This window comes from Pantoea sp. ANP04 (assembly GCF_041982285.1).
GTDB lineage: Bacteria > Pseudomonadota > Gammaproteobacteria > Enterobacterales > Enterobacteriaceae > Pantoea > Pantoea eucalypti.
The window spans coordinates 35,829-42,188 of the sequence record NZ_JAUTYS010000021.1; the positions used below are offsets into that span (position 1 = coordinate 35,829).

Genomic DNA, 6,360 nt, shown 5'->3' on the forward strand with positions numbered 1-6,360 from the left:
CCGGGCGTTTTGCATTACAGGCCGCCAGATTTATAGGCGCGGGCTGCAGGTGCCCCGTTGCTGGCAGGCACCTTCTTGCCCAGGGTCTCCATACGCATCTGGAATGGCGGGAACGGCATCTCAATACCGTGCTGGTCAAATCCGCTCAGAATCAACTGATGCAGCTCGTGGCGCAGCGGCATTCGGTGTCCCATCTCCGCAGCATGCACACGGAGTTCAAACAACTGAATTCCCTGCTGCAGATCGACCAGGAAGGCTTCTGGCTGCGGCGTGTCCAGCACATAGCTGCAGCGCTCAGCCGCCTGAATCAGAATGGTTGTGACCTGTTCACTACTCACTTTCGCCGGTGCCGGAATAGTCAGTACCACGCGCGTGACGGAATCTGACAGCGACCAGTTAATAAACTGCTCGGTGATAAAGGCCTTGTTGGGCACGATGATCTCTTTGCGGTCCCAGTCGGTAATGGTGGTCGCACGGGTATTAATCCGCGTGATACTGCCGGTCAGGTCACGGATCGTCACGGTATCGCCGATACGAATGGGCTTTTCGAACAGGATAATCAGGCCAGAGATAAAGTTGGCAAAAATCTCCTGCAGACCAAACCCCAGTCCTACACCCAGTGCGGCAACCAGCCACTGCAGTTTCGACCACTCAATGCCGATCATTGAGAAACCAATCAGTCCGCCAATCAGCAGCAGCAGATATTTGGTCAGTGTGGTGATGGCATAACCTGTGCCAGGCGTCAGATTGAGATGCTGCAACAACGCCAGTTCAAGCAGTGCGGGCATGTTACGCACAAGCTGCGTGGTGATAATAAACACCAGAATAGCGATCAGGACTGACCCCAGCGTGATGGGTTGAATCGACTCGACGCCCTGTACGGACGTACTGACATCCCACAGCTGAATATTCTCCAGGAAGCCGAAGGCCGAGTGGATCTCTGACCACAGCACAATCACAGAGACCAGAGCGATCAGCGTCAGGATCGAGCGCACCAGCCGCAGCGACTGCGCACTGATCGCATCCAGATCGATCACAGGCTCTTCGATCTCAATCGCGTCGGTATTGAGAGAGCCTTGCTCCTTCTCTTCTTCGCTGCGCGCACGATTAGCCAGCATATCGGCACGGCGCTGACGGGCGCGATCAAAGCCAAGACGGCGGCGCTGAATCAGCATCCAGCGGCGGATGATGTGATAGATAACCAGAAGCAGGAACCAGATGGCGACGGAGGTCTCCAGTCGCGCCAGCAGCGCCTGCGCAGTAGCCAGATAACCCACAGCAGAGGCGAGGGCAGCCATCAGTGGCATGGCGATCATCAGGTTCCACAGCATCCGGTTCACCATGTTCTCGCCATTTCCTTCTTTATCGAGATAAAGCGGAATGCCGGAACGTTTCAGGCTGACGGTAACAATGCTGATTGCCCCGCAAATCAGGATGAAACAGAGACGGCCCAGTGACGAGGAGAACTGTCGATCCTCCAGATTGCCAAAGGCGATCAGCAGCATAATAAGCGGCACAATCAGGCCGATACTCAGCGAGTAGTAGCGCATGGCGCGCGCCACCCGATTTTGCGGCCAGCGGAAATGCACAATGAAGAGTCCGTTGGGACGGGCAAAGGCGGCGCTGATCATAAACGCCCACAGCAGCGGCAGCGTGGCGGTAATACCATCACCAATTGCCACGGCGATAGGGTAGGGCCAGGCGTTCTGCAGACCATAACCCAATGCCCCCCACAATACCGGTAGCGGTAGCGCCACCAGGATCGACCAGAACACGGTGCGGATGGTCAGGCGGAAACGATCCTGGGTGACCTTGCCGACTTTGCTGGCGGAGCGATCAAGGAAAGCATTGAAGTGACGACGAGAACTGATGCTGAAGCCGACCAGCAGCAAGGCACCCATAATGGGGATCACCGAATTGCGGCTGGTAAACATCATCGCCATCGCTTTGCCAAGCTGACCCAGCGTATCCAGCGACAGCAGACGGGAAAGATCTTTGGCCAGATCCAGCGGATAACTTAAACCGATCGGACTGACATCGGCGGTCCAGAAAAGATAGCGGTGGGTCGCGTCTTTGACTTCCGTCAGCGCATCCTGCAACTGGGTGTTGCCGACTTTGAGCTTGGTAATCTCCAGAATCAGCGTGTCACAGCCAGATATCAGCGAATTAAGCAGCTCCCGCTGGGTGCGTAGCTGTGCATCAAGAATACGCTTCTGTTCAGCAGTAAAGGGTTGACCATCGGCCTGTCGTCCCTTGCGCAGCGTCTCCTGGCGCTCCAGCAGATCTTCATAATAGAGACGCTGTACGCGAAGCTGTGCCATCTCATTGTCAATCTGCTGCGACTTAGGCATCTCCGGCAGGCGCGCAACCTGTGCCCGAAGCGCTTCGCCCAGCAGATTAGAAGCCCCCAGCCACTGGGACTGCTCGCGCAGTGTAGAGAGCGCCTGACGGACCTGAATAATCTGATTAGTCGCCAGCCGCTGCTGCGATGCCACCAGATCCATGCGCTGCGCCTGTTGATTCAGGGCAACCGAGAGTTCACGGTTAACCCGAAACTGATCGCTAATCTCTGGGGGCAGATCGCCACTGTTTTCCGCCAGTTGCTCGGTACGGGCCAGTGCAACTTCCGCTTCGCGTTGCCGCTGATCGTTGAGCTGGTTACGCAGTGCCTGCAGATAGTTGTCGAGCTGAGTGGCTTTGCGCTGGTGGGCTTCAGCCCGCATCCGCGCCAGTTCCTGGCGATTATTGGCAGAGAGCTGTGCCAGCTCAAGTTCATCGACGAGTGCTTTATTCGCGGCACTTTCAGCCTGACGCGCTGCCAGCTGCAACTGGCCCTGCGGTGAACTGCTGCTGACGCCCTGCAGCCGGCGTTCACTCTCCGTCATCGCCCGACGCGCTTCCGTCTGCTGCTGTGGAAGCTGCGACAATGAATCACTGATCTCCCGCGCACGATCCTGCTCCTGGCGCGCCTGACGGCCCTCTTCCAGCAACTGGCTGCTAACCTGCAGGATCTCCTGATCCAGCTCGGCGCTGCTCATGTTGCTTCGCACCGTTTTTCCGTTGTCACTCAGCGCAGCAATCTGCTGACGCAATTCGCGCGCCAGACGCGGGAAGTCATCAATCACCTGCTGATATTGCGCCGCGCGCTCCAGGGAATCATCACGTTCTGAGAGGAAGTTTAAGGCGGCTTCAATTGTCTGGATCTGTTCGGCCTGAGCCGGAGAACTTTTGGCCGATTTTATCTCTTCCAGCTGCTGTTTGAGCTGGCTGGCGTCAGGAAGGCTGGCCGCAAAGGCCGGGCTGCTGAGCCACAGGCTCAGCAGCAGGAGGAGAATCGAACGCACAGAGGACACTCAATTTAATCGACAATGACGTCGGAAATGTCTGTGGAGACCGGCAGCGCAATCGCCAGCGGTTGACCCAGACGGGTTTTGCTTTCTGCTTCCAGGCTTTCCGCCAGCTTGACGCGACCGGGCGCGAACAGGTTGATGACGGTAGAGCCGAGTTTAAAGCGGCCCATTTCCTGACCTTTCAGCAACACCACGGCGCCTTCGTCGTCCGCAGCCGGATAATGCCAGCGCTTAATTACGCCTTCACGAGGCGGCGTTATCGTGCCAGCCCAGACGGTCTCAATACTGCCGACAATGGTGGCACCCACCAGGATCTGCACCATCGGGCCGATATCGGTTTCGAAGTAGCAGATAACGCGCTCGTTACGGGCAAACAGGTTAGGAATGTTACGCGCGGTCAGCGGATTTACAGAGTAGAGGTCTCCGGGCACGTAAATCATCTCACGCAGGATACCGTTACACGGCATGTGGACGCGGTGATAATCGCGTGGAGCCAGATAGGTAGTGACGAACTCACCCTCCACAAATTGAGCGGCCATCCGCTCATCGCCGGCCAGCAGGGCATCAATGGTGTAGTGATGACCTTTAGCCTGGAAAATCTGATCGCCATGAATATGGCCGAGCTGACTGATCGCACCATCCGCAGGCAGGGCAATGAGGCTGGCGTCAGCATCCAGCGGACGCGCATCGTCTTTGAGCGGACGAACGAAAAAGTCATTAAACGTGCGATAGCTTGCGGTATCAGGCTTACGCGCTTCCGCCATATCGACTTTGTAAAACCAGACAAAGATGTCAATGACCAGTTTGGTCAACCAACCACCGCGGCGACTGGCGCCCCAACCGGCAAGTTCAGTCAGCCATTTCTTCGGGAGAATATGATTCAAGCCGAGTTTTAAACGATCAAACACCTTAGCCTCCTGGCTATTTCAGGACGTTGTAAAAAAGGGGACGGATTGTAGCAGCGCCCCGTTCAGATGGCGACTATACGCGATTTCCGGCACGCTGCACGGCCTGAACGCACCACTGGAACGCACTTCGCAAAAAGCGCCGGCTTATCCGTTCAGACGCGGTTATACCGATTAATTTTCGCTATCAGGGAAATTTTTACGCGTTTTTACCTGCGCCATGCTCTCCAGGATGCGGTGGTAGTTAGCGAAACGGGACCGGTTGATTTTTCCCTGTTCGACCGCTTCACGAATGGCACATCCCGGATCGCTGTCATGTTTACAATCGCGGAATTTGCAATAGCCCAGGAAGGGTCGGAATTCGACAAAGCCGCGTGTTACCTGTTCCGGCTCCAGATGCCACAAACCAAACTCACGGACGCCAGGAGAATCGATCACGTCGCCGCCGTGCGGGAAGTGATACAGCCGCGATGCGGTCGTGGTGTGCTGGCCTAAGCCAGAGCCATCCGACACTTCGTTGGTCAGAATCGCGACCTGCTCTTCTTTGTCGAAGCCGAGCAGGGCATTCAACAGACTCGATTTACCCACACCGGACTGACCAGCAAAGATACTCACGCGGTCGGTCAGGGCCGCTTTCAGATCGTCCAGGCCGTTTTTTGCCCGGCTGGAGACCATCACTACGCGGTAGCCAATGTTGCGATAGATATCCATCTGTTGATCGACAAAGGCGCGCGCCTTGTCATCCAGCAGATCGGTTTTGTTCAGGACCAGTAACGGTTCGATGTCCAGCGTTTCGCTGGCGACCAGATAGCGATCGATGATGTTAAGCGACAGTTCCGGCAGGATCGCAGAGACGATAATGATCTGATCGATATTCGCCGCCATGGGCTTCACGCCGTCGTAGAAATCGGGGCGGGTTAATACGCTGGTGCGCTCATGCACCGCTTCAACAATGCCTTTGCCGCCGCTGGTGGCCGGACGCCACATCACCCGGTCGCCCGTTACCAGAGAACGGATCGTGCGGCGGATATTGCAGCGGTGGGTGACGCCTGCGCTATCCTCAACATCAGCATGCATGCCAAAACGACTGACAACGACCCCATCTGCAGCTTCACCAAACATGTTGTCATCCGCTTCCGGACGCTCTCTGCGTTGGTTGAGACGGCGATCGTGGTTAGCGCTTACGCGACGTTGTTGGCCCTTCGACAGTTTATTTTTACTCACTCACCCTCACAGCGTTAGCCAGATTTCGCCCGGCTGGGCAAAACGTCTATGATACACCTTATTCATCGTGAATGACGACTACAGCAACCGCAGGAAAAAGCATGGCTACTGGAAATGAACAGAATCTGATCTGGATTGATCTTGAGATGACCGGACTGGATCCGACGCACGATCGCATTATTGAGATTGCAACCCTGGTGACTGACGCCAACCTGAACATTCTGGCAGAAGGGCCGGTCATGGCGGTCCATCAGTCCGATGCGCAGCTGGCGCTGATGGATGAGTGGAATGTCCGCACCCATACCAACAGCGGTCTGGTTGCGCGGGTGAAGGAGAGTCAGATTGACGATCGCGCAGCAGAGCTGGCGACCATTGAGTTTCTGAAACAGTGGGTTCCGGCGAACACGTCGCCTATCTGTGGTAACAGTATCGGGCAGGATCGTCGCTTCCTGTTTAAGTACATGCCTGAACTGGAAGCGTATTTCCATTATCGCTATCTGGATGTCAGTACGTTGAAAGAGCTGGCACGTCGCTGGAAACCGGAGATCCTGCCTGGCTTCAAAAAAGGCGGTACGCACCAGGCGCTGGATGATATCCGTGAGTCTGTCGCGGAGCTGGCTTACTACCGCGAACACTTTTTGCAGCTTTAATCCACTGAGGGTGCGCATGAAATCACCAGTTTGCTGTTTTAATCATCAAACGCGCTGAAAGCGAAAATATTTGCTTTCAGACGCTTGCAGCAGCAACGATTTCTCGTATAATGCGCACCCCGTACCGGTGAAGAATTTATTAACGGTACAAGGCGCGGGAATAGCTCAGTTGGTAGAGCACGACCTTGCCAAGGTCGGGGTCGCGAGTTCGAGTCTCGTTTCCCGCTCCAG

General features: G+C 55.9%; 4 protein-coding genes and 1 tRNA gene. 2 read left to right on the plus strand and 3 right to left on the minus strand.

The features are described 5' to 3' along the window. Nucleotides 1–14: 14 nt before the first annotated feature. From mscM to rsgA, 3 genes are all read right to left on the minus strand, one after another. Nucleotides 15–3,344: a miniconductance mechanosensitive channel MscM gene (mscM, locus tag Q7C21_RS21400; protein ID WP_039659456.1), complete on the minus strand. Its 3,330-nt coding sequence runs from the start codon at nucleotides 3,342–3,344 to the stop codon at nucleotides 15–17. Between the two features lie 14 nt (nucleotides 3,345–3,358). Continuing rightward, the gene (gene asd, locus Q7C21_RS21405; protein WP_039659441.1) at nucleotides 3,359–4,258 is read right to left on the minus strand and encodes an archaetidylserine decarboxylase; all 900 of its coding nucleotides are present in this window, start codon (nucleotides 4,256–4,258) and stop codon (nucleotides 3,359–3,361) included. A gap of 171 nt (nucleotides 4,259–4,429) precedes the next feature. Next, nucleotides 4,430–5,479: a small ribosomal subunit biogenesis GTPase RsgA gene (gene rsgA / locus Q7C21_RS21410; protein WP_008925804.1), complete on the minus strand. Its 1,050-nt coding sequence runs from the start codon at nucleotides 5,477–5,479 to the stop codon at nucleotides 4,430–4,432. A gap of 101 nt (nucleotides 5,480–5,580) precedes the next feature. Between rsgA and orn the strand changes: the two genes are divergently transcribed. Together orn and Q7C21_RS21420 are read left to right on the plus strand one after the other, a co-directional pair. Then, nucleotides 5,581–6,129 carry an oligoribonuclease gene (gene orn / locus Q7C21_RS21415; protein ID WP_003855299.1) on the plus strand — a complete coding sequence of 183 codons (549 nt, stop codon included), beginning with the start codon at nucleotides 5,581–5,583 and terminating at the stop codon, nucleotides 6,127–6,129. Nucleotides 6,130–6,283: 154 nt separating this feature from the next. Continuing rightward, nucleotides 6,284–6,359, plus strand: a tRNA-Gly gene (locus Q7C21_RS21420). The last annotated feature ends 1 nt before the right edge of the window (nucleotide 6,360 follow it).